The sequence below is a fragment of the Burkholderia sp. MSMB1835 genome, assembly GCF_001526365.1.
Lineage (GTDB): Bacteria > Pseudomonadota > Gammaproteobacteria > Burkholderiales > Burkholderiaceae > Burkholderia.
Genome location: NZ_LOYP01000038.1, coordinates 25569 through 47254 on the forward strand (window position 1 = coordinate 25569; position 21686 = coordinate 47254).

At 67.8% G+C, this 21686-nt stretch carries 22 protein-coding genes; 15 read left to right on the forward strand and 7 right to left on the reverse strand.

Annotated elements, in window-relative coordinates; translation table 11 throughout:
- Nucleotides 1-25: 25 nt before the first annotated feature.
- From WS96_RS15465 to WS96_RS15520, 12 genes are all read left to right on the forward strand, one after another.
- Nucleotides 26-919, forward strand: a complete 894-nt coding sequence (locus WS96_RS15465) for a branched-chain amino acid ABC transporter permease (RefSeq protein WP_059833554.1) — start codon at nucleotides 26-28, stop codon at nucleotides 917-919.
- A complete protein-coding gene (locus WS96_RS15470) occupies nucleotides 912-1799 on the forward strand; it encodes a branched-chain amino acid ABC transporter permease (protein ID WP_082720267.1) in 888 nt (295 codons plus the stop codon). Before WS96_RS15465 ends, WS96_RS15470 begins: the two co-directional genes overlap by 8 nt.
- Nucleotides 1796-2581 carry an ABC transporter ATP-binding protein gene (locus WS96_RS15475; RefSeq protein ID WP_059833555.1) on the forward strand — a complete coding sequence of 262 codons (786 nt, stop codon included), beginning with the start codon at nucleotides 1796-1798 and terminating at the stop codon, nucleotides 2579-2581. The genes WS96_RS15470 and WS96_RS15475 overlap by 4 nt, the downstream gene beginning before the upstream one ends.
- A complete protein-coding gene (locus WS96_RS15480; protein WP_034209147.1) occupies nucleotides 2578-3297 on the forward strand; it encodes an ABC transporter ATP-binding protein in 720 nt (239 codons plus the stop codon). Before WS96_RS15475 ends, WS96_RS15480 begins: the two co-directional genes overlap by 4 nt.
- Nucleotides 3294-4691, forward strand: a complete 1398-nt coding sequence (locus tag WS96_RS15485) for an MFS transporter (RefSeq protein WP_059833557.1) — start codon at nucleotides 3294-3296, stop codon at nucleotides 4689-4691. The genes WS96_RS15480 and WS96_RS15485 overlap by 4 nt, the downstream gene beginning before the upstream one ends.
- A 107-nt stretch (nucleotides 4692-4798) precedes the next feature.
- Nucleotides 4799-5695, forward strand: coding sequence for a glucose-1-phosphate thymidylyltransferase RfbA (rfbA, locus tag WS96_RS15490; protein WP_034209145.1), 897 nt, complete (start codon nucleotides 4799-4801; stop codon nucleotides 5693-5695).
- Nucleotides 5692-6273, forward strand: coding sequence for a dTDP-4-dehydrorhamnose 3,5-epimerase (rfbC, locus tag WS96_RS15495; RefSeq protein WP_059833560.1), 582 nt, complete (start codon nucleotides 5692-5694; stop codon nucleotides 6271-6273). The genes rfbA and rfbC overlap by 4 nt, the downstream gene beginning before the upstream one ends.
- The gene (rfbD, locus tag WS96_RS15500; RefSeq protein ID WP_059833562.1) at nucleotides 6270-7154 is read left to right on the forward strand and encodes a dTDP-4-dehydrorhamnose reductase; all 885 of its coding nucleotides are present in this window, start codon (nucleotides 6270-6272) and stop codon (nucleotides 7152-7154) included. The genes rfbC and rfbD overlap by 4 nt, the downstream gene beginning before the upstream one ends.
- Entirely contained in the window at nucleotides 7151-8167 is a 1017-nt protein-coding gene (gene rfbB, locus WS96_RS15505) for a dTDP-glucose 4,6-dehydratase (RefSeq protein ID WP_059833563.1), read from the forward strand. Before rfbD ends, rfbB begins: the two co-directional genes overlap by 4 nt.
- Before the next feature lie 287 nt (nucleotides 8168-8454).
- Entirely contained in the window at nucleotides 8455-8898 is a 444-nt protein-coding gene (locus WS96_RS15510; RefSeq protein ID WP_059833565.1) for an Hsp20/alpha crystallin family protein, read from the forward strand.
- Between the two features lie 35 nt (nucleotides 8899-8933).
- Nucleotides 8934-9359 carry an Hsp20/alpha crystallin family protein gene (locus WS96_RS15515; RefSeq protein WP_059833704.1) on the forward strand — a complete coding sequence of 142 codons (426 nt, stop codon included), beginning with the start codon at nucleotides 8934-8936 and terminating at the stop codon, nucleotides 9357-9359.
- A gap of 151 nt (nucleotides 9360-9510) precedes the next feature.
- On the forward strand, nucleotides 9511-9807 hold the full coding sequence (locus WS96_RS15520) for a hypothetical protein (RefSeq protein ID WP_059833567.1): 297 nt from the start codon (nucleotides 9511-9513) through the stop codon (nucleotides 9805-9807).
- 241 nt (nucleotides 9808-10048) lie between these two features.
- Here WS96_RS15520 and WS96_RS15525 read toward each other — a convergent pair whose 3' ends face one another.
- The 5 genes from WS96_RS15525 to WS96_RS15545 form a co-directional block, all read right to left on the reverse strand.
- Nucleotides 10049-11047, reverse strand: a complete 999-nt coding sequence (locus tag WS96_RS15525; protein ID WP_059833570.1) for a transketolase family protein — start codon at nucleotides 11045-11047, stop codon at nucleotides 10049-10051.
- Nucleotides 11044-11889 (reverse strand): transketolase, encoded by an 846-nt coding sequence (locus WS96_RS15530; protein WP_059833571.1) that lies wholly within the window; start codon nucleotides 11887-11889, stop codon nucleotides 11044-11046. The genes WS96_RS15525 and WS96_RS15530 overlap by 4 nt, the downstream gene beginning before the upstream one ends.
- Before the next feature lie 40 nt (nucleotides 11890-11929).
- Entirely contained in the window at nucleotides 11930-13255 is a 1326-nt protein-coding gene (locus tag WS96_RS15535; RefSeq protein ID WP_059833573.1) for an MFS transporter, read from the reverse strand.
- A 74-nt stretch (nucleotides 13256-13329) separates the two neighbouring features.
- Entirely contained in the window at nucleotides 13330-14079 is a 750-nt protein-coding gene (locus WS96_RS15540) for an SDR family NAD(P)-dependent oxidoreductase (protein WP_034209136.1), read from the reverse strand.
- Nucleotides 14080-14215: 136 nt separating this feature from the next.
- Nucleotides 14216-15142: a LysR substrate-binding domain-containing protein gene (locus WS96_RS15545; RefSeq protein WP_059833575.1), complete on the reverse strand. Its 927-nt coding sequence runs from the start codon at nucleotides 15140-15142 to the stop codon at nucleotides 14216-14218.
- 233 nt (nucleotides 15143-15375) lie between these two features.
- On the opposite strand from WS96_RS15545, the gene WS96_RS15550 reads away from it, so the two are divergent.
- Nucleotides 15376-16308 (forward strand): LysR family transcriptional regulator, encoded by a 933-nt coding sequence (locus WS96_RS15550; RefSeq protein WP_059833577.1) that lies wholly within the window; start codon nucleotides 15376-15378, stop codon nucleotides 16306-16308.
- Nucleotides 16309-16342: 34 nt separating this feature from the next.
- On the forward strand, nucleotides 16343-17674 hold the full coding sequence (dctA, locus tag WS96_RS15555; RefSeq protein ID WP_059833706.1) for a C4-dicarboxylate transporter DctA: 1332 nt from the start codon (nucleotides 16343-16345) through the stop codon (nucleotides 17672-17674).
- A gap of 24 nt (nucleotides 17675-17698) precedes the next feature.
- Here dctA and WS96_RS15560 read toward each other — a convergent pair whose 3' ends face one another.
- The gene (locus WS96_RS15560) at nucleotides 17699-18481 is read right to left on the reverse strand and encodes a substrate-binding domain-containing protein (RefSeq protein WP_059833579.1); all 783 of its coding nucleotides are present in this window, start codon (nucleotides 18479-18481) and stop codon (nucleotides 17699-17701) included.
- A 55-nt stretch (nucleotides 18482-18536) separates the two neighbouring features.
- Nucleotides 18537-19832 (reverse strand): MFS transporter, encoded by a 1296-nt coding sequence (locus tag WS96_RS15565; protein ID WP_059779859.1) that lies wholly within the window; start codon nucleotides 19830-19832, stop codon nucleotides 18537-18539.
- Between the two features lie 325 nt (nucleotides 19833-20157).
- Between WS96_RS15565 and WS96_RS15570 the strand changes: the two genes are divergently transcribed.
- On the forward strand, nucleotides 20158-21666 hold the full coding sequence (locus tag WS96_RS15570; protein ID WP_059833707.1) for a GGDEF domain-containing protein: 1509 nt from the start codon (nucleotides 20158-20160) through the stop codon (nucleotides 21664-21666).
- Nucleotides 21667-21686 lie beyond the last annotated feature (20 nt).

Here is a 21686-nt window from a genome sequence, read left to right on the forward strand (position 1 = left end):
CCTGGACGAACCCGAGGACATCGCCATGCTGTCATTCATTGTCGACGTATTGATCCGCACCGCCGATCTGCTGCTGGTGTCGGTCGGCCTGTCGACGCTCTATTCGCTGATCCGTTTTCCCAACATCGCCCATGTGCAGTACGCGATGCTGGGCGCATTCGCGACGCTCTGGCTGGAACGCGCCGGGCTGCCGTTCGCGCTCGCGACGGCCGTGTCCTGCGCACTGGTCGGCACCGTCGCGACGCTGCTGAACCTGCTCGTTTTCGCGCGGCTGCTGCGCTCCGGCAGCGCGGTGGCGATGATCGGCTCGCTCGCGATCTCGATGCTCGCGGTCGCGCTGGTGCTCGGCGTCGCCGGCTCGCGGCCGCAGCAGTATGCGCAGGACGTGCATCCGCCGATGGTGATTGCCGGCGTCGCGCTGTCCATGCCGCAGCTGGGCTCGATCGCATGCGGCGCCGGCGCGCTCGCGATCTTCGCGGCGCTGCTGTACCGCACCGGGCTCGGGCGGGCGATGCGTGCGCTCGCGTCGAATCGCGCGCTGGCGCTCGCGACCGGCATCGACGCGACGCGCGTGACCAACGTGATCACGTTCGCGAGCGGCGTGCTGGCGGCGCTCGGCGGCACGATGCTCGGCGCCACCGAGAGCGTGCATGTGAATCTCGGCTACGGATTGCTGATCCCGGTGTTTTCCGCGGCGATCCTGGGCGGTCTCGGCAACCCGCTCGGCGCCGCGGCCGGCGCGCTGTTGATCGCGGTGGCCGAAACCGTCGCACTGAACGTCGATTTCGGCGGGCTCGTCGATCGGCCGATGCAATTCTTTCCGGTCGAGTACGTCGGCGCGGTGTCGTTCGCGATCCTGCTTGCCGCACTGATCTTCCGGCCCTACGGCATCTTCGATCGGGAGGTGCGGCGTGTCTAGCTTCGTCATCCATCTGCTGACCGTCGGCTGCCTGTACGCGACGATGGCGCTCGGGTTGAACCTGCAGGCCGGCTATGCGGGACTCGTCAATTTCGGCTTCATTGCGTTCAGCGGGCTCGGCGCGTACGCGGCCGGCATCGCGTCGCAGCTCGGCTGGCCGTTGCCGTCGGCCCTGGCGCTCGCGCTGGCCGCCGCGGGTGCGTTGGCGATCGTCGTCGCGCGGCTCGGACGGCAGCTTTCCGCCGATTACTGGGGGATCGCGACGCTCGCGATCGCCGAGATCCTGCGCACGATCGCGCTCAACGAAAGCTGGCTCACCGGCGGCGCGCAAGGCATCGGTGGGATCGCACCGCTGTTCCCCGGGCTGCGCGCGCCGTGGGCCGATCTCGCGTTCCTCGCGGTCACGGCCGGCTGCCTCGCGCTCACCTACGCGGCGTACCGGCGCCTGACCGCGAGCCGCTTCGGCCGGGCGCTGAAGGTGATGCGCGAAGAACCCGCGCTCGCGGTCTGCTTCGGCTACGATCCGCTCGCGCTGAAGACGCGTGCATGCATCGCGGGCGCACTTCCCGCCGCGCTGGCCGGGGCGCTCGCCGCGTGGTACATCGGCTATGTCGGGCCGGACGCGATGATCGCGTCCGAGACCTTCGCGCTCTGGACCGTCGTGATGGTCGGCGGCCTCGGCAGCCACCTGGGCGTGCTGGTCGGCACGCTGATCGTGCAGGCCGTCTACGCGCTCGCGCCCTTTCTCAAGGATTGGCTCGACGTCGGCAGCGACCTGACCGGCGCGGTGCGGCTGGGCCTGGTCGGCGTGATGCTGCTCGCGTGCGTGCTATGGCGGCCGCACGGGCTCGTACCCGAACGCCTGGAGGTGCGGCCATGAGCGCGCTGCTCGATCTCGACGGCGTGACGATCCGCTACGGCGAGAACGTCGTCTTGTCCGGGGTCACGCTGTCGGTCGACGGCGGCGAGATCGTCGGATTGCTCGGCCCGAACGGCTCCGGCAAGAGCACCGCGCTCAACGCGATCACCGGCTTCGCGCCGCTCGCGGCGGGCGCCATCCGCTTCGACGGTCGGCGGATCGACACGTTGTCGCCGCACACGATCGCGCGGCTGGGCGTACGCCGCACGTTCCAGTTGCCGTCGATGCCCGCGCGCATGTCGGTGCTCGAACTCGCGATGGCGGCTTCGTCCGCCCGCCACGGCATCGCCGCCGCCCTCTGGCGCGGCCGTGCGACGCGCGCGCTCGATGCCGATACCCGTGCACGCGCCGCCGCGTTGCTGGACGAACTGAAACTGTCCGGCGTCGCGCACCTTGGCGCCGCGTCGATTTCCGGCGGCCAGAAGAAGCTGCTGGGCATCGCATGCGCGATGATGACCGAGCCCAAACTGCTGCTGCTCGACGAGCCGACCGCCGGTGTGCACCCGAACCTGCGCGGCGAACTGATCGACGAGTTGCAACGGATTCGTAAAACGGGCGTCACGCTGGTCGTCATCGAGCACGACATGCATTTCATCCGCGAGCTGTGCGACCGCTGCATCGTACTCGACCGTGGCGTGACGATCGCGAACTGCCGGCCGGCCGAGCTGGAGCGCAACCGTCGCGTTCTCGACGCGTATCTCGGGCGTGCCCACGCCGCCCCTCGTCCGCTGGAGGCGTCATGATCGACGTGCGCGAACTCGTCGCCGGCTATACGCCCGAAGTCGACATCCTGCATGGCGTGTCGCTCACGGTCGGCGCCATCGACATCGTGACGATCCTCGGCCCGAACGGCTGCGGAAAATCGACGCTGCTGAAGGCGATCGCGGGCTTCGTGCTGCCGCGTGCGGGCAGTGTGACGATCCAGGGCACGGACGTGGCACGCGTGCCGGTTCATCGAAAGATCCGCGAGTACGGGATCGGCTTCGTGCCGCAGACCGACAACGTGTTCGCGTCGCTGACCGTGCGGGAAAACCTGATGCTCGGCGGCCAGTCGATGTCCGCGTTTCCGCGCGAGGCGCGGATCGACGAGCTGTGCGAGCAGTACCCGATCCTGCGGCGTCGCTACCGGTCGCTCGCGGGCGCCCTGTCCGGCGGCGAGCGGCAAATCGTGTCGCTCGCGCGTGCGCTGATGCCGCGCCCGGTGTTGCTGCTGCTCGACGAGCCGTCGGCCGGCCTGTCGCCGAAGATGGTCGACGAGGTGTTCGACGCGATCGTCCGGATGCGCGACACCGAGCACATCGGCGTGCTGATGGTCGAGCAGAATGCGATCGAGGCGCTGCGCATCGCGGATCGCGGCATCGTGCTGACGATGGGGCGCGTCGCGCTCGAGGGCCCCGCGGCCGCGTTGCTCGACAGCGACGAGATGCGACGCCTGTACCTTGGCGGGAGAGCCGCATGAGCGGCGGAAGCGCCACGCCGGCCGCCGGCACCTACCCATCCGCCGCGGCGCGCCCCGTGCTCGTGATGGTCGCGCTCGCGTGCGGCTTCGTGATGGCCATGCTCGACGTGACGATCGTCAACGTCGCGCTGAAGGCCATGGAAACCAGCCTGTCGATGTCGCTGACCGCGCTGGTGTGGGTCGTCGATGCGTACACGCTCAGCTTCGCCGCGCTGCTGCTGCTCGGCGGCGCGCTCGCGAACCGCTACGGATCGAAGGCCGTCTACGTTGTCGGGCTCGCGCTGTTCGTCGGCGCGTCGGTGCTGTGCGCGGCCGCGCAGTCCAGCGGCGCACTGGTCGCGGCGCGCCTCGCACAGGGTGTCGGCGCGGCGCTCTTCATGCCGAGTTCGCTGAGCCTGCTCACGCTCGCGTTCCCGCCGGGGCCGATGCGCACGCGGATGGTCGGCATCTGGGGCGCGCTGGTGTCGGCCGCGATGGCGCTCGGCCCCTGCGTCGGCGGCGTGCTGGTCGAAGCGATCGGCTGGCGCGGCATCTTCTGGGTGAACCTGCCGGTCGGTGCGGCCGGCCTGTGGCTCACGCACCGGCATATCGCGCGGGCGCCGCGTCATCCCGGCCCGTTGAATGCGCTCGGCCATCTGTTCGGCGCGCTCGCGCTCGCCGCGCTGAGCTTCACGCTGATCGAAGGGCCCAGCGCCGGCTGGCGCTCGCCGTCGATCGTCGCCGGCGTGGCCGCGACGTTGGCCGCCACCGCGGCATTCGCGTTGCGCGAGCGCTACGCGCACTCGCGCATCCTGTCGCCGGCGCTGCTCGCGAACCGGCGTTTCGTCGCGGGCAGCACGCTGGGCCTCGCGATCAACTTCGGCATTCTCGCCGAGATCTTTCTGTTGAGCCTCTATTTGCAGAACGTGCGCGGCGCGAGCGCGCTCGTCGCCGGATTCGAGCTGTTTCCGCTGATGGCGATGTTCGGCATCGGCAATCTCGCGTCCGCGAAGGTCAGCGCCCGGCTCGGCACGCGCCGCACGCTGCTCGTCGGGCTCGCGCTCGCCGCGCTCGGCAGCGTGGCGCTCGTCGGCGTCTCGGCGATGCCGTATCCGGTGCTGGCCGTCGCGGTCGGCCTCGCGAACTTCGGCGCCGGGCAGGCCATTCCGGCGATGAATCTCGTCGTGATGCAGTCGGCCGATGCGGCGGACGCGAACCTTGCCGCCGCGTCGCTGAACGCGAGCCGGCAGATCGGTTCGCTCGTCGGCATCGCGATCGCGTCGGTGATCCTGCACGTGATCGACGACCCGGACCGCGCGACGGCCGCCGGCTTCGCGGTGATCGCCGCGCTGTACGCGTTCGGCTTCGCGATCGTATTCCGCGCGATTCACGCCGGGGGCGCCGAGCAGCCGTAGCCGCGCGCACGGGTATCGACGGCCATCGGGCGCAGTCGGTGCAATCGAAGCATTCGGTGTATTCCGCGTATCACGCACGCATTTTTCCTCTTGCAGCGAGGGACCTCATGCAAACAGCGATTGGCCGTAAAGGACTGATTCTGGCGGGCGGCTCGGGCACCCGGCTCCATCCGCTCACGCATTCGGTATCGAAGCAATTGATGCCGGTGTACGACAAACCGATGATCTATTACCCGCTCAGCACGATCATGCTGTCCGGCATCCGCGACGTGCTGATCATCTCGACGCCGCGCGATCTCGACGCGTTCCGGCAACTGCTCGGCGACGGCGGCCAGTGGGGCATGAGCTTTTCGTATGCGGTGCAGCCGAGCCCCGACGGTCTTGCGCAGGCGTTCGTGATCGGCGCGCCGTTCATCGGTCGCGACGCGGCGACGCTCGTGCTCGGCGACAACATCTATCACGGGCCCGCGCTGTCGTCGCTGCTGCAACAGGCCGCCGCGCGGACGACCGGCGCGACCGTGTTCGGCTATTACGTGCGCGATCCGGAGCGCTACGGCGTCGTGTCCTTCGACGCGGATGGCCGCGCGATCGACCTCGAGGAGAAGCCGCGCGAGCCGAAGTCGAACTATGCGGTCACGGGCCTCTATTTCTACGACAACGACGTCGTCGAACTCGCGAAGGCCGTGCGACCGTCGGCGCGCGGCGAACTGGAAATCACCGACCTGAATCTCGCGTATCTCGCGCGCGGCGCGCTGAATGTCGAGATACTCGGGCGCGGCTACGCATGGCTCGACACCGGCACGCACGAATCGCTGCTCGACGCGGCCAATTTCATCCAGGTGATGCAGGCACGGCAGGGCCTGCAGATCGCGTGCCCCGAGGAAATCGCGTACCGGCTCGGCTGGATCGATGCGGAGCAGCTCGAAACGCTCGCCCACAAGCTCGCGAAAAGCGGTTACGGCCGCTATCTGCTCGATCTGCTGAGCAAGGAGGTCGCGGCATGACACGCGTGATCGAGACGTCGTTGCCCGGCGTGCTGATGATCGAGCCCGGCGTGTTCGGCGATGCACGCGGCTTTTTCGTCGAAAGCTTCCGGGCAAGCTGGCTGCGCGACGCAGGCGTCGACGCGACCTTCGTCCAGGACAACCAGTCGCGCTCGCGTCGCGGCGTGCTGCGCGGGCTGCACTACCAGCGGGTGAATCCGCAAGGCAAGCTGGTGCACGCGGCGCGCGGGGCGGTGTACGACGTCGCCGTCGACATCCGGCGCGGCTCGCCGTTTTTCGGCTGCTGGTTCGGTGCGCGGCTCGACGACGTATCGCACCGGATGCTATGGATTCCGCCCGGCTTCGCACACGGCTTTTGCGTGTTGTCCGACGAGGCCGACTTCGCGTACAAGTGCACGCAGTACTACGATCCCGATTCGGATGCGGGCGTGCGCTGGGACGATCCGGAGATCGGCATCGACTGGCCGGATGCCGGCGCGCCGTATCAGCTGTCGGACAAGGATCGTCGGCAGCCTCCGCTCGCCGAGCTGGCCGCCGGCGCGCCGACGCTGCTGCCGACATACGGGGAGGCGCGATGACGATCGTCGTGACCGGCGCGCTCGGCCAGGTCGGCCGCGAACTGGTGCTGCGCGCGGGTCGGCAGCCGCTCGTCGGGCTGTCGCGCGCCGCGCTCGACATCGCCGATGCAGGCGCGGTGCGCCGCGCGTTCGACGAACACCGGGCCGCGCTCGTGATCAATGCCGCCGGATGGACCGCCGTCGATCGCGCGGAGGCCGAACCCGAGGCAGCCTGGCGCGCGAACCGAGACGGGCCGGCCGTGCTGGCCGACGCGTGCGCCGCGCTCGGGATTCCGCTGATTCATCTGTCGACCGACTACGTGTTCGACGGCCGCACGCCCGGCCCGTATGCGGAAACCGACGCCGTCGCGCCGCTCGGCGCGTACGGCCGGAGCAAGCTCGCGGGCGAGGAAGCGGTGCGCGAGCGGTTGCCGGACCGTCATCTGATTCTGCGCGTCGCATGGGTGTTTGGCGCGCACGGCAGCAATTTCGTGCGCACCATGCTGCGCCTGGCGCGCGAGCGCGAGGTCGTCGGCGTGGTCGCCGATCAGTACGGCGGGCCGACGCATGCCGGTGCGATCGCCGACGCGCTGCTGACGATCGCGGCGCGATACCGGGCCGGCGAAGCGCTGCGCTGGGGCACCTATCACCTGTGCGGCACGCCCGTGACCACGTGGCACGGCTTCGCCGAAGCGATCTTCGCCGGTGCGCGGCGCACCGGCCTCATCGATCGCGTGCCGTGGGTCCGGCCGATCCGGACCGACGCCTATCCGTTGCCTGCGCCGAGACCGGCCAACTCCGCGCTCGACTGCAGCCTCCTGCGAGAACACTTCGGGGTCGAATCGCCTTCGTGGATCGCGGGTCTCACCGACGTGTTTGCCACCTGGAAGCAAAGCTCATGAGCTATCGACCGAAACATGTTCTCGTGACGGGCGGCGCCGGTTTCATCGGCGCCAATTTCGTGCGTCATCTGCTCGACAGCGATCCGCAGGTCAGCGTCACCACGCTGGATCTGCTGACCTATGCGGGCAGCCTCGACAATCTCGGCGACGACTTGCCGGGCGCCGATCGTCATCGGTTCGTCCTCGGCGACATCTGCAACCGACTGCTCGTCGAGTCGCTGCTGCGCGACCATGCGATCGACACCGTCGTCCACTTCGCGGCCGAAAGCCACGTCGACCGCTCGATCGACGGTCCCGGCGAATTCGTCCGCACGAACGTGCTCGGCACCTGGACGCTGCTCGATGCGTGCCGCCAGCTGTGGCTGAACGATCAAAAGCTGGGCAAGGCCGACGCTCACGCGCGCCGCCGCTTTCACCATATCGGTACCGACGAGGTGTACGGCTCGCTGGGCCCCGACGACCCGCCGTTTTCCGAAACGACGCCGTATGCGCCGAATTCTCCGTACTCGGCGACCAAGGCAAGCTCGGACCATCTCGTGCGCGCCTATTTCCATACGTACGGACTGCCCGTCACCACGACGAACTGCTCGAACAATTACGGGCCGCGCCAGCACGGCGAGAAGTTCATTCCGACCGTGATCCGTCATTGCATCGAAGGCACCGAGATCCCCGTGTACGGCGACGGTGCGAACGTGCGCGACTGGCTGTACGTCGACGACCATTGCCGCGCGATCGACGCGGTCATCCGGCGCGGGACGGTCGGCGAGACCTACACCGTCGGCGGCTGCAACGAATGGCGCAACGTCGACATCGTCGCGCTGATCTGTACGCTGCTCGACGCGCGACGGCCCGAACACGCGCCGCATGCGCGCCTCGTGCGGTTCGTCACCGATCGCGCGGGTCACGACCGGCGCTATGCGATCGATGCGGGGAAGCTCGCCCGCGAACTGCAATGGCGGCCGGTGGAGAGCTTTGAAACGGGGATCGTGAAGACGCTGGATTGGTATGTATAGGGGCGGCGGCACCAGCGAATCTTTCGATTTGAAAGCTTTGTATGCGGCCCGCCGGCTACGACTCGGCGCCGTCCGTTCGACCGCTGAATGCGATCGACGGGGCGGTCGGAATGACGCCCTCCCCCCTTGAAATTCACTCGACGTATCCTATTTTAGGTATCGCTCAAGGCAGTCGCGGTTGACGCGCTGCGTGTTTCGATTTGTTAGTCAGCGAGCTTCTCGCGGATGGACGAACTGGAGCGCGTGGTCCGGTTCGTCCCTTCGCAGGGGCACAACAGGAGCCAGTCATGAGCGATATCTTCTTCCCCACCGACCTGCTGGCGGAATTCGACCGCCTGCAACGGCAGATGGCCAGCGTGTTCACGGGTTTTCCGGCCAGTCTGCGCGCGCCGCGTCCCGGTGCATTTCCCCCGGTCAATATCGGCAGCACCGACGACACGGTCGAGATCGTCGCGTTCGCGCCGGGTCTCGACCCCGCGAAGATCGACATCTCCGTCGATCGCCGGCTGCTGACGATCAGCGGCGAGCGTACGCCTCCGGACGACGGCACGACCGACGACGAGCGACGCGTCTACGCGAACGAGCGGTTCATGGGCACGTTCCGCCGCGTGGTCGAACTGCCGCAGCATGCGGATCCCGACAAGATCGAGGCACGCTATACGAATGGCTGCCTGACGATCAGCGTCGGCAAGTCGGAAGCATCGAAGCCGCGGGCGATTACCGTCCAGTAAGCACACGACGTCACGAACGCATGACGGAGGACATCATGAGTGACACGAACACGACCGAACTGACCACCCGTGCGGCCGATACGCGAACGGCCGTGACGAACCGAGAATCGGCTCAGCGCGACACGCCGCGCACGCGGATTGCGCCGGCCGTCGACATCGTCGAGGACGCGCACGGCATCACGTTGTACGCGGACCTGCCGGGCGTGCCGCGCGACAAGCTCGACGTCCGCGTGCACGACGGCAACCTCGCCATCGACGCGGAGGCCGTCGTTCCGACGCCGCCGGGCTTGCGTCTGCAGCACGGTGAAGTGCAGCATCCGCACTTCTCGCGCGCATTCACGCTGAGCCCGGATTTCGACGTGTCGCGGATCGACGCGCAACTGCGCGACGGCGTGCTGAAACTGAGCATCCCGCGGCGCGAGGAAGCGAAGCCGCGGCGGATCGCGGTGACCGCGGGGTAAGTGGACGCGCGGGAGCGTTTCGTCAACCCGCGGTCCGCGCCGCTCGCGCCGCGCCGACCGTCGGGGTGGACCTCCCGCGCTTGCGTTCGCGGCGTGACGTGCTGCGCCGGCGAGTCGTCGCCCATCGCGCATTTCCTGCAGGAGGCATCCGATGCATACCCACACGACGATCGAACATGGCGGCTATGCGGTCCGGGCCGTGGTGACCGATACGGAGACGGGCCGCTATTCGGCGACGGCGATCCTCATGGATCGCGACGGCGAAACCCGGGCGCTCGGCGTCGATGGCGACTTCGCCGATACCCGCGAAGCCCGTGACCAGGCACTCGAACTCGCGCTCGCATGGATCCAGCGACGGTCGGTCGTGTCGGACCGTTATGTGAGACGCAATCGAGCCGCGCCGAACCGCGCTTTGGGCAACGCACCGCGCGTACGCCGACACGCGTGACGCGGATCGCGGTTGCTACCGGCGACGCCCCGGCTGCCCGCGCGTGCCGGCGCATCGGGTTGCCGGGTGCGGGTAGCCCGCTCGCGCGCCGACGCTCGAAGCGCCGCGCGCCGGTATTTGACGGCCGGGCGCTCGCCGATGCCGGCGTGCGGCCCGTCGCGGCCGAATCCCGACCGCTTCGCATCGCCGACCGGCGAGGTCTCGTTGCGCAGCGACACGCGGGTGTCGAACGACCGAACGCTCATCCGAGCCACGACCTGATATTCGCGCGCATCGCGCCGGCCGAGATCCCGTAACGGTCGTGCAACGTCGGCAGCGCGCCCGCGGCGAGATACGCATCCGGCAGTGCGATCTGCCGGAACGGGACCGCGACGCCGGCGCCGAGCAACGTGGTCGCGACCGCTTCGCCGAGTCCGCCGACTACCGTATGGTTCTCCGCGACGACGACCATGCGCCCTTTGCGCGCGGCCTCGCGGACGATGGTCGCCGTGTCGAGCGGCTTGATTGTCGGTACGTGCAGCACGGCGACGTCGACGCGATCGGCCTCGAGCGCCTTCGCGACCTCGAGCGCGCGCATCGTCATGATCCCGGACGAGATCAGCAGCACGTCGTTGCCGTCGCGCAGCAGCTTGGCCTTGCCGAGTTCGAAACGGTAATCGTATTCGTCGAGCACGACCGGCACGTTGCCGCGCAGCAAACGCGCGTACACCGGCCCCTTGTGCGCGGCGATGGCCGGCACCATCTGTTCGATGTCGAGCGCGTCGCATGGGTCGATCACGGTCATGTTCGGCATCGCGCGCATCAGCGCCAGATCCTCGGCGGCCTGATGGCTCGGCCCGTAGCCGGTCGTGAGCCCCGGCAATGCGCACGCCAGCTTCACGTCGAGATTGTCCTCGGCGATCGCCTGATGAATGAAGTCGTACGCCCGACGCGTGGCAAACACCGCATAGGTCGTGACGAACGGCTGGGCGCCTTCGTGCGCGAACCCGGCGGCGGCTCCCATCAGCAGTTGCTCGGCCATGCCCATCTGGTAGTAGCGTTCGGGAAAGGCCTTCGCGAAGATGTGCAGGTCGGTGTACTTGCCGAGATCGGCCGTCATCCCGATCACGTCGCCGTTCGTGCGGGCAAGTTCGGTCAGTGCATGGCCGAACGGTGCGGAGCGGGTCGCCTGCCCTTCCGCCGCGATGGACGCGATCATCGCGGAAGTCTTCAGACGCGGCTTGTTGTCGACGGTGCTCATGCATGCCTCCCTGCTTCGAGTGCGTCGAGCGCGAGTTGCCACTCGTGCGCATCGACCCGGATGAAATGGCTCTTCTCGCGTGCTTCGAGGAACGGCACGCCGCACCCCATCTTCGTGTCGCAGACGATGATGCGCGGCTGCGGTGCGCCATGCCGGCGCGCCTGGTCGAACGCACGCTTCACCGCGTCGATGTCGTTGCCGTCGATGCGTTGCACGTACCAGCCGAACGCGTCGAGCTTGTCGACCAGCGGCTCGAACGCCATAACCTGGGATGACGGGCCGTCGGCCTGCTGGTTGTTCACGTCGACGATCGCGATCAGGTTGTCGAGCTTCCAGTGCGCGGCCGACATCAGCCCTTCCCAGATCGCGCCTTCGTCGAGCTCGCCATCGGAGAACAGCGTGTAGACGAACGCATCGGAGCCCTTGCGCTTCAGGCCGAGACAACGGCCGACCGCGATCGTCAGGCCCTGCCCGAGCGAGCCGCCGGACATTTCCATGCCGGGCGTGTAGCTCGCCATCCCGGACATCGGCAAGCGGCTATCGTCGCTGCCGTAGGTTTCGAGTTCGGCGGCCGGCAGGATGCCGGCTTCGAACAGCGCCGCGTACAGCGCGATCGCATAGTGCCCGTTCGACAGCAGGAAGCGGTCGCGCCCTTCCCATTCGGGATCGTCGGCGCGATAGCGCATCGCGCCGAAATACGCGACGGCCAGCACGTCGGCGATGTCGAGCGCCTGGCCGACATAGCCCTGCCCTTGCACTTCGCCCATCAGCACGGCGTTTCTACGGATGCGGTACGCGCGCTCGGCGAGCGTGACCGCTTCATGGATGGTTTCGGTATCCATCGATAGCTCCAGTATCGGGTCGGAAGGAATGCAAATCGATTCATCGATTGACGGATCGCGGCACGAGGAACACCAGCAGCGCACCGGCCGCGATCGCGACGGAGATGAACACGAGCCCCGCGGTGGACTTGCCGGTCAGGTCGTTCAGCCAGCCGACGATCGCCGGCGAGAAGAAACCCGCGAGGTTCGCAAAGCAGTTGACCGCGGCGATGCCCGCTGCCGCCGACATCCCGCCCAGCAACGCGGTGGGCAGCGACCAGAACTGCGACGACGACGCGAGGATGCCGGCGGACGCGATGCTCAGGCATACGATCGACGCGCCGACGCTGCCGAGCATCGGCAACGTGGCGAAGCCCGCCGCCGCGACCAGCATCGGCACCGCGAGATGGAAGCGGCGCTCGCGGCGACGATCCGCGCTGCTGCCGATCAGCGGCAGCGCGACGATCGCACAGGCATACGGAATCGCGGTGAACAGGCCGACCCACAGCGGATCGGCGACGCCGGCCTTGCGAATGATCGTCGGCAGCCAGAACGTGAGACCGTACTGGCCGAGCACCACGCAGAAGTAGATCGCTGCCATCAGCCACAGGCGGCGGTCCGCGACGAACGTACGAATCGACAGGTGGGCGGTGGTGTGTTCGGCATCGGCCGACACGTTGCGCGCCAGCAAGGCTTTTTCGGTATCGGTCAGCCATTTCGCGCCGGCGATGCCGTCGTCGAGATACAGCAGGATCGCGAAGCCGAGCACGAACGAAGGCAGCGCCTCGAGCAGGAACAGCCACTTCCAGCCCGCCATCGACATCGTGCCGTGCAGGGAATGCATGATCGCGCCCGACAGCGGCCCGCCGACGATCCCGGCGAGCGGAATCGCCATGAAGAACAGCGACAGCGCCTTCGCGCGCCGCGCCGACGGGAACCAGTACGTGAGGTACAGGATCACGCCCGGCGCGAAGCCGGCTTCGGCGACGCCGAGCAGAAACCGCAGCACGTAGAACGCGGCGGGCGACTTGACGAACACGAAGCTCGCCGAGATCGCCGCCCAGGTCAGCATGATCCGCGCGAGCCAGCGGCGCGCGCCGACGCGATGCAGGATCAGGTTGCTCGGCACCTCGAACAGAAAATAGCCGAGGAAGAAGATGCCTGCGCCCATCCCGTAGACCGTCTCGCTGAAGCGCAGGTCGTTGAGCATCTGCAGTTTCGCGAAGCCGACGTTGACACGGTCGAGATACGCGCCGAGATAGCACAACATCAGGAACGGGATCAGCCGGCGCGCGACCTTCGCGTAGGTGGCCGCTTCGAACGTCTGCGCGTCGTCCCGTTGCAGCGGCTCGCCGTGGACCGGCGGTGCGGGGTACTTTGCTCTCATCTTTGTCTCCTGCCATGGCCCCGGGTTGTCCCGGGTGCATGAGGGTCGGCGCCGCGCTTCGGGCGGCGCCGTTGTCAGTGAATCAGCATCCCGCCGTTGACGTCGAGCGTGACGCCCGTCAGATAGCTCGACAGGTCGCTCAGCAGGAACAGGCACGCATGGGCGACATCGGCGGCATCGCCGAGCCGGCCGAGCGGAATGCCCTTGACGATGTCCTCGCGCATGTCGGGCGTCAGCTTGTCGCCGGTGATGTCGGTCTGGATCAGGCCCGGCGTGATCGAATTGACGCGGATGCGGTCGGCGCCGAATTCGCGCGCCATCGCCTTCGCGAGGCCGAGCACGCCGGCTTTGGCAGCGCTGTAGTGCGGGCCGCCGAAAATGCCGCCGCCGCGTTGCGCGGACACCGACGACATGCAGACGATGCTGCCGCTGCGCTGCGCCTTCATCGCGGGCAACACCGCTTGCGACATGTAGAGCGTACCGCGCAGGTTCACGTCGACGATCGCATCGAAGTCGCGGGCCGAGATATCCAGCGTGCGCACGGGCTGCGTGATGCCGGCGTTGTTGACGAGGCCGTCGATGCGGCCGAAGTGCGCCAGCGCCGCGCGGGCTGCGGCCACGCACGCGTCGTGGTCGGTCACGTCGCACGCGAGGCCGAGATGATCCGGGCCGAGCTCGGCGGCGGCGGCCTCCGCGTCTTCGCGGCGAAGGTCGAGGATCGCCACGCGTGCGCCGTGCGCGGCCAGCGCGCGGGCCGTGGCCTTGCCGATCCCGCGCGGCGATGCGGCACCGGTCACGATGATGGTTCTGTCGTCGAGCAACATCACATGTCTCCTGTGTTGATGTGTTGCCCGGAGTGTCCCCTCACCGGACACCCGCATCAACGCGGAAACGTTCAGCCATAGCTGAGAAAATTTCAGGTGACGGCGCGCGGCCCGTCGCCGATGCTGCGATGCAAAATCACGGATGCGCCGGCGGCCGCGCTGCCTGGCTCGCCCCGTCGTGATCCGCGACCTCCCGTTCGATCCACGCCAGGAAGCGCTTCACGCGAGGCAGCTCCGCGTTCTGCCGCGGGTAAACGAGATGATGCGCGCCGACTTCGACCGCATGAGTCGCGTCGAAGACCGGCACCAGCAGCCCCTCGCGGATCTTCACCGACGCGAGCATCAGGCTTTCGAGCGCGATGCCGAGGCCGAGCGCGGCGGTTTCGAGCGACATGTACGAACGATCGAACGAAAAATCGAAGGTCTTCTGGGCCGCCAGCGGCACGCCGGCGCGGCCGAACCACTGCTTCCACTGGACCAGCGGGGTTTCGGAATAGATCAGCCGGTGCGCGAGCAGGTCTTCAGGCGCGTTCACCGGGTGCCGCTCGAGATAGCGCGGCGACGCGAGCGGCGCGATGAACTCGCCGCGCACGGTCCGGACCTCGAGGTTGTCCCAGTTGCCGTAGCCGTGCCGGACGTCGATATCGTAGAAGCCGTTCGAGAACGACACGTTTTCGTAGGAGCACGCGAGGTTCAGCTGGATGTCGCCGTTCGCCTCCTGAAACGACGACAGCCGCGGCAGCAGCCACATCAGCCCGAAGCTCGGGCTCGAGTGCACGCGCAGGATGTCGACTTCGGCGCGGCTCGACGCGCGCTCGGTCGCGCGGCTCAGGTCGGCCAGCGAGCCGGTGACGTCGGCCAGGTAGTGTTCGCCGGTCGGCGTGAGAACGAGGCCGCGCCCCGAACGCTGAAACAGTGGCTGACCGATCTGCGATTCGAGGTTGCTGAGCTGATGGCTGACGGCGGACGCGGTCAGGCCGAGCTCTTCCGCCGCACGGTTGACGCTTTTGGTCCGGGCGACGCTTTCGAACGCGATGATGGCCTTGAGCGGCGGAATGCGCATGCTGGAATCCGTTGAAGAGAGCGACTCGCCCGACTGGCCGGCGCCAGCGCTGAATCGTCGTCGGGGCGAAAGCGATACGGTACATCAGGAGCGGCGTCGGGACGATCGATTCGCGGCGCGGCCCGCGAGACGCCGGCCGCGCCGCGCCGACGCTGCCGCAAGGACGACGCGCCACGCATGGCGCGGACGGAATCATGCACAATGCTGCGCATCTGAGTGGTGGAGAGAGACCGGTGGGCATCAATTTCGATTTGACCGACTTGCAGGCGTTCCGTGCGGTCGTGGAAACGGGCAGTTTCCGCAAGGCCGCCGAAGCGGTCAGCCTCTCGCAGCCTGCGCTGAGCCGCCGGATCGACAAGCTCGAAGACGCGCTCGGCGTGCGGCTCTTCGAGCGCACCACGCGCCGCGTCGCGCTCACCACCGTCGGCCGCGTGTTCGCGCAGAGCGCCGAACAACTGCTCGACGATCTCGACGCCGCGCTGCTCGGCATCCGCGACGTGTCGTCGAGCCGCCTCGGCCATGTGACGATCGCGTGCGTGCCGTCGGTCGCCTACTACTTCCTGCCGCCCATCATCGCCCGCTATCATCGGCGCTTTCCGCGCATCCGGGTCAAGCTGCTCGACGCTGGCGCCAACGAGGTGCTCGGCGCCGTCATCTGCGGCGAGGCGGATTTCGGCGTGAGCTTCATCGGCAGCCAGGAGGCGGAGATCGAGTTCAAGGTCCTGCTCCAGGAACGGTTCGTCGCCGCCTGTCGCCGCGACCACCCGCTCGCGCGCAAGAAGCGCGCGACCTGGAACGAACTGTACGAACACGATTACGTCTCGGTGGACAAGACTTCCGGTAATCGCCTGCTGCTCGACCAGGCCTTGGCCGCCGTCGCGCCGCGCAAGCCGAGCGTGTGCGAGGCGCGCCACGTCACGACCCTGCTCGGGCTGATCGAGGCGGGCCTCGGCGTCGCCGCGGTGCCGTCGATGGCGATGCCGGGGCATGACCACCCTGTCCTCACGAGCGTGCCGCTCGTCGAGCCGGCCGTGAAGCGGCGCGTGGGCATCGTCAAGCGGCGCGGGCGCTCGCTGACGCCGGCCGCCGAGGCGTTTTACCGGATGATCGTCGATGCGAAGAACGCGAAGCGCGGCGACGCCGCCGGCAGCGGCGCATCGGCATGACGACGACGGAACGCAAACGAAGGAAGACGGCATCGTGAGGTGGACCCGGCTGTTCAAATCGCTTTACGTGCAGGTCCTGCTTGCGATGATGCTCGGCATCGGCATCGGTCACGTGTGGCCGGCGGCGGGCGCGATGCTCAAGCCGCTCAGCGACGCCTTCGTCGCGCTCGTGAAGATGACCATCGCGCCGATCGTCTTCTGCACGATCGTGTCGGGCATCACGTCGTTGTCGAACGGGCGGGCCATCGGCCGCACGATCGTGCGGGCGCTCGCACTCTTCTATCTGTTGACGGCCGCCGCGCTCGCGTTCGGGCTCGTCACCGCGTATGTGCTGCAACCGGGCGCCGGCATGCACATCGACGCCCGTCATCTGGATGCGAGCCTCCTCGCGCCCTATGCGAAGCATGCGGAGCCGCGCAGCCTGGTGGCGTTCGCGCTCGGCGTGATTCCGGACACGATGCTCGGCGCATTCGCGACCGGCGAAGTGTTGCCGGTACTGCTGCTGTCGCTGTTGTTCGGCTTCTCGCTGAATGCGCATCCGCGCGCCGCCCGGCCCGTGCTCGCGCTGATCGACGGCATCGCCCAGGTCGTGTTTCGCGTGCTCGCAATGATCATGCGGCTCGCTCCGCTCGGCGCATGCGGCGCGATGGCGTTCACGGTGGGCCGCTTCGGCATCGGCTCGGTCGGCTCGCTCGCGAAGCTGATGGTGTCGTTCTACGTGGCCTGCGTGCTGTTCGTCGCGCTGGTGCTCGCCCCGCTCGCGCGCCTGCACGGATTCGCGCTGTGGCGGCTCTTGCGCTACCTGCGCGAAGAGTTGCTGATCGTGCTCGCGACGTCGTCCACGGAGCCGGTCCTGCCGCGCCTGATCGTCAAGCTGGAAGCGCTCGGTTGCGACAAAGGCGTCGTGGGGCTCGTGCTGCCGGCCGGCTATTCGTTCAATCTGGACGGCACCGCGATCTATCTGACGCTCGCGGCGTTGTTCATCGCGCAGGCCTGCGACGTCCCGCTTTCCGCGCCGCAGGTCGCGGCGATGCTCGCGATCATGCTGGTCACGTCCAAGGGGGCGGCCGGCGTGTCCGGCAGCGGGCTCGTCGCGCTGGTCGCGACGCTCGCCGTGATGCCCGACCTGCCCGTCGCCGGGGTCGCGCTGCTGGTCGGCATCGATCGCTTCATGTCGGAGGCGCGCGCGCTGACCAGCGTCATCAGCAACGCGTGCGCGGTCATTTTCGTGTCGTCGTGGGAAGGGGCGTGCGACCGGTCGCGTCTCGTGCAGCGGCTCGCGGCGGCCGGGCCGTCCTTGCCGGACGAGGCCGATGAAGACAGTGCCGCGGCAGACGGCGGCGGTCGCGACGGGAAGACGATCTGATGCGCGCCTTCCCGTCGATCGGGCTCAATGCGCGGAAACGGAATCCAGGCCGGTCGATTTCACGTCGGCCTGCACGTCGGGCGACGCAAGATAGTCGAGCAACGCCTTCGCTTCCTGCGGATGCTGCGCGCCGACCGGGATGCCGGCGGCGAAGCGCGTGACGGACTGCAGCGATTCGGGGATCTTGCCGACGAAGGTCGCGCCCTTGACGGGCAGCAGCTCGCTGACCTGCTGGAAGCCGATTTCGTAGTCGCCGTTCGCGACGACCGACGCCACCGGAATCCGCGGAATCATCTTCGCCTTCGACTTCACCTGTTCTTCGATGCCGAGCTTCTTGAACAGCTCGCGTTCGATATACACGCCGCTCGCGCTGTCCGAATAGGCGATCGATTTCGCGTGCAGCAGCACTTGCTTGAGGCCGTCGGCGGTGCTGATGTCGGGCTTGGCCGCGCCGTCGCGCACGACCATGCCGATGCGCGAGTCGGCCAGCTCGACGCGGGAGTCGGGGATGACCTTGCCCTGCTTAATCAGATCGTCGAGCGCGTAGCCGACCATGATCACCGCGTCGGCGGGCTCGCCGCGCGCGAGCCGGTTCGGAATCGCTTCGGGCGACTTGCCCATCGACGGGCCGAGCGCGGTGGCCAGCGTATTGCCCGTCGTGGACGCGAACCGCGGGCCGAGCACCTTGTAGGCGGCGGTGAAGCCGCCGGAGCTCATCACGTGCAGTTCGGCGGCCTGGACGTTGGCCGCGACCGCCGCGGTGGCGACGAGCGCGGTCGCGCAGAATTTCAGGAGCAGGTTTCTCATGGTCGTGGTCGTGCGGATGGGTGGGTGTGAATGAACGTTCCGGACGAGCTCGACGTCAATGCGCGGGCGTCAACGTCGCCGTGCGATGACGATAGAGCGCGAACGTCGCGAGCAGCGCGCACACGGCGGCGAAGCTCATCCAGTAGCCGGGTGCGGCCTTGTCGCCCGTCGCGTGAATGAGCGCGGTCGAGATGGCCGGCGTGAAGCCGCCGAACACGGCCGTCGCGAGGCTGTACGCGAGCGAGAAGCCCGCGACGCGCACCTGCACCGGCATCACTTCGGTGAGCGCGACGACCATCGCGCCGTTATAGATGCCGTACATGAACGACAGCCAGAGCAGCACGAGCAGCATGTTGGCGAACGACGGCGCGTGAGCGAGGAACGACAGCGCCGGGTAGGCGGTCACGACGGTGAGCATCGTCATGCCGACCAGCAGCGGCCGGCGGCCGATCCGGTCGGACAGCGCACCGCCGATCGGCAGCCACACGAAGTTCGACACGCCGACGCAAAGCGTCACGAGCAGGCTGTCGGCGGTGCTCAGATGCAGCACCGTCTTGCCGAAGGTCGGCGCGTAGACGGTGATCAGATAGAAGCTCGTGGTGGTCATCGCGACCAGCATCATGCCGGCGATCACGACGCCCCAGTTCTGGACCAGCGTACCGAACACTTCCTTCATGCCCGGACGATGCTTGCGGGCCTTGAACTCCTGGGTTTCCTCCAGGTTGCGGCGCAGCAGGAAAATGAACGGCACGATCATGCAGCCGACGAAGAACGGCACGCGCCATCCCCACGCGGCGATCTGCGATGCGCTCAGCCACTGATTGAGCGCAAAGCCGAGGGCCGCGGCGATGACGATCGCCACCTGCTGGCTGGCCGATTGCCAGCTCGTGAAGAAGCCCTTGCGGCCCGGCGTCGCGAGCTCGGCGAGATAGACCGACACGCCGCCCAGTTCGGCGCCCGCGGAGAAGCCCTGCAGCAGCCGGCCGATCAGCACGAGCACCGGCGCGAGCAGCCCGATCGTCGCGTAGCCCGGCACGAACGCGATCAGGATGGTGCCGCTCGCCATGATCGACAGCGTGACGATCAGGCCCTTGCGGCGGCCGACCTCGTCGATGTACGCGCCCAGCACGATCGCGCCCAGCGGCCGCATCAGGAAGCCGGCGCCGAACACGGCGAAGGTCATCATCAGCGACGCGAACTCGCTTTGCGCGGGGAAGAAGACGTTGGCGATCTGCGTGGCGTAGAAGCCGAACAGGAAGAAGTCGAACTGCTCGAGAAAATTGCCGGCCGTGACGCGAAAGATCGCGGCGGCCTTCGAGCGTTCGGCCGGAAGGCGGGACGAGGGATGCATCGGGGTGTCTCCTGAAAATCCTGGAATACGCGGGAGGGGCTGGTCGATTGTCGTTTTCCGGCATGTTGGCGCGGGATCGGTCAAACGATAAGTGCAATTTTTGGAATGATTGATGCAGCAGCGTTATCAATCCACGCGATCCGCGCGCGTCCGGGCCGCGCTCGGGCCGTATCGCCGCACGGCCGCACACGTTTGCGTCGCCGAGCCGGGCCGAGATCGTCGACGGGCGGCCATGCCGGCCTCGATTTTTCGTTAACCGTGCCGTTAACCGGGATTGGACCCGCGCCGGCGCACGTGCAGCCGGCATCTCAAAACGAGCGCGAGCATGCCCGCATTCACTTCGATCGAGAAAATCGCCGACTGGGCCGGACGCCACCCGTTCGTCGTCGGCGCGTTGGGCACGCTGATGTCGCTCGCGACGCTCGCGATCAGCGCGGTGACGCTGTGGGTGGCGCGCAGCGAAGTCGTCGAGCATGCGCACGAGACGTCGCGCAACGTCGCGGCCGTGCTCGCGAGCCAGATCGCGAGGACGGTCGAAACGTCGAACAACGCGCTGATCGCGCTGGCTGCCGATCTCGGCAAGCCGGACGTCCAGCGGATGGACGCCGGGCTGCGGCACGACCTGCTGTTCGAGCGAACCGCCGCGCAATTCGTGACCGGCATGGGCGTGACCGACAGGCACGGCCGGCTGATCGACGGATGCTGCAGCACGACCCACCGGTGGGACTTCGCCGATCGCGACTACTTCAAGGTCCATCGCGATGCGGACAACATCGGGCTCTACGTCTCCCAGCCCTATCGCGCACGCTCGCGCGGCGGCAAGGAATCCATCGCGCTGTCGCGGCGCATCGAGCGGCCGGATCATGCATTCGACGGGATCGCGGTCGTCGCCGTCGATCTCGCTTACTTCGAGCAGTTGCTGTCCCGCCTCGACGTCGGGCCGAACGGGGTCAGCGCGATCGTGCGCGCGGACGGCACGATCCTCGCGAGAAACCCGTCGTTGAACGACGGCCAGATGAACCTCCTGCGTCGCTCGACATCCTTCAAGCGGATGGTGAACAGCGAATCGGGCTTCTATCCCGCGCGCTCGAGCATCGACGGTATCGTGCGGCTGTATACCTATCAGCGGATACCGGGCACGCCGCTGATCGCGGTCGTCGCGCCGGCCGAGAGCGACGTGCTGGCCGGCGTCCGGCGCCTGTCGTGGACGGTCGGCGTGTCGGCATCCGTGATCGGCGCATCGTTCTGCGCGGCGGTCTGGCTGCTTGCCTTCGCATTGCGGGACAACTTCCGCAAGCAGACGCTGCTGACCGATCTCACGCGTACCGACCCGTTGACCGGACTGCGCAATCGTCGCGCGCTCGATACCGCGCTGGCCGACGAATGGGCGCGTCTGCAGCGCGGCAGCGGCGGCAGTCTGTCGGTGCTGTTCATCGACGCCGATCACTTCAAGCAGTACAACGACCGGCACGGGCACGCGCTGGGCGACACCGCGCTGCGCTTTCTCGCCGAATGCATCCGCACGCATACGCGACGGCGTGGCGACCTCGCCGCGCGCTACGGCGGCGAGGAATTCGTCGCGGTGTTGCCCGATACGGACGAAAACGGCGCCGCGCAGGTGGCCGACGCGATTCGCCGCGAGGTGGAACGCAACCGGCTCGACGGGTTTGCGGAGACCGTTCCGGCTTTCACGGTCAGCATCGGCTGCGCGACCGGTCGGCGCGCGCGGCATGCGTCCGTGCACGCGCTGGCGCATCAGGCGGACATGGCGCTCTATCGCGCCAAGCGCGAAGGCAGGAACCGCGTGTGTTGCGCGCAGACGGAGCCGGCGTGAATGCCACGGTCGAATCGGAC

Excerpts from the sequence above, each read along its gene's own strand:
- WS96_RS15560 (WP_059833579.1), bottom strand. The coding sequence starts at position 18,481 with ATGAGAAACCTGCTCCTGAAATTCTGCGCGACCGCGCTCGTCGCCACC.
- WS96_RS15570 (WP_059833707.1), top strand. The coding sequence starts at position 20,158 with ATGCCCGCATTCACTTCGATCGAGAAAATCGCCGACTGGGCCGGACGC.
- rfbB (WP_059833563.1), top strand. The coding sequence starts at position 7,151 with ATGAGCTATCGACCGAAACATGTTCTCGTGACGGGCGGCGCCGGTTTC.
- WS96_RS15540 (WP_034209136.1), bottom strand. The coding sequence starts at position 14,079 with ATGTTGCTCGACGACAGAACCATCATCGTGACCGGTGCCGCATCGCCG.
- WS96_RS15475 (WP_059833555.1), top strand. The coding sequence starts at position 1,796 with ATGAGCGCGCTGCTCGATCTCGACGGCGTGACGATCCGCTACGGCGAG.
- WS96_RS15515 (WP_059833704.1), top strand. The coding sequence starts at position 8,934 with ATGAGTGACACGAACACGACCGAACTGACCACCCGTGCGGCCGATACG.
- WS96_RS15565 (WP_059779859.1), bottom strand. The coding sequence starts at position 19,832 with ATGCATCCCTCGTCCCGCCTTCCGGCCGAACGCTCGAAGGCCGCCGCG.
- WS96_RS15525 (WP_059833570.1), bottom strand. The coding sequence starts at position 11,047 with ATGAGCACCGTCGACAACAAGCCGCGTCTGAAGACTTCCGCGATGATC.
- rfbA (WP_034209145.1), top strand. The coding sequence starts at position 4,799 with ATGCAAACAGCGATTGGCCGTAAAGGACTGATTCTGGCGGGCGGCTCG.
- WS96_RS15480 (WP_034209147.1), top strand. The coding sequence starts at position 2,578 with ATGATCGACGTGCGCGAACTCGTCGCCGGCTATACGCCCGAAGTCGAC.
- WS96_RS15485 (WP_059833557.1), top strand. The coding sequence starts at position 3,294 with ATGAGCGGCGGAAGCGCCACGCCGGCCGCCGGCACCTACCCATCCGCC.
- WS96_RS15465 (WP_059833554.1), top strand. The coding sequence starts at position 26 with ATGCTGTCATTCATTGTCGACGTATTGATCCGCACCGCCGATCTGCTG.
- WS96_RS15535 (WP_059833573.1), bottom strand. The coding sequence starts at position 13,255 with ATGAGAGCAAAGTACCCCGCACCGCCGGTCCACGGCGAGCCGCTGCAA.
- WS96_RS15510 (WP_059833565.1), top strand. The coding sequence starts at position 8,455 with ATGAGCGATATCTTCTTCCCCACCGACCTGCTGGCGGAATTCGACCGC.
- rfbC (WP_059833560.1), top strand. The coding sequence starts at position 5,692 with ATGACACGCGTGATCGAGACGTCGTTGCCCGGCGTGCTGATGATCGAG.
- WS96_RS15530 (WP_059833571.1), bottom strand. The coding sequence starts at position 11,889 with ATGGATACCGAAACCATCCATGAAGCGGTCACGCTCGCCGAGCGCGCG.
- rfbD (WP_059833562.1), top strand. The coding sequence starts at position 6,270 with ATGACGATCGTCGTGACCGGCGCGCTCGGCCAGGTCGGCCGCGAACTG.
- WS96_RS15545 (WP_059833575.1), bottom strand. The coding sequence starts at position 15,142 with ATGCGCATTCCGCCGCTCAAGGCCATCATCGCGTTCGAAAGCGTCGCC.
- WS96_RS15520 (WP_059833567.1), top strand. The coding sequence starts at position 9,511 with ATGCATACCCACACGACGATCGAACATGGCGGCTATGCGGTCCGGGCC.